Origin of the sequence: Bacillus cereus group sp. BfR-BA-01441 (genome assembly GCF_022663075.1) — a bacterium.
GTDB lineage: Bacteria > Bacillota > Bacilli > Bacillales > Bacillaceae_G > Bacillus_A > Bacillus_A cereus.
In genome coordinates, this window is the sequence record NZ_JAKUEU010000471.1 from 1 (window position 1) to 209 (window position 209).

Genomic DNA, 209 nt, shown 5'->3' on the forward strand with positions numbered 1-209 from the left:
CCACATTCTTGTTTTCTGGCTGTTTCACTAAAGCAGTTACTCCGCTTCCTTCTGTTCTTCTACTTTCTTCTGTTCTTCGGCTTTCTTTTGTTCTTCGGCTTTCTTCTGTTCCTCTGCTTTCTTTTGTTCTTCTACTTTCTTTTGTCCTTCCGCTTCAATTGCAACGTTTAATTGTTGCTGAAGAGCCTGAATTTGCTCATCAATAGCTT

At 39.7% G+C, this 209-nt stretch carries 1 pseudogene; it reads right to left on the reverse strand.

Annotation, left to right across the window (positions count from 1 at the left end):
- Positions 1–39: 39 nt before the first annotated feature.
- Positions 40–209: pseudogene (locus tag MR107_RS31260) on the reverse strand (DUF4047 domain-containing protein); the annotation flags it as partial.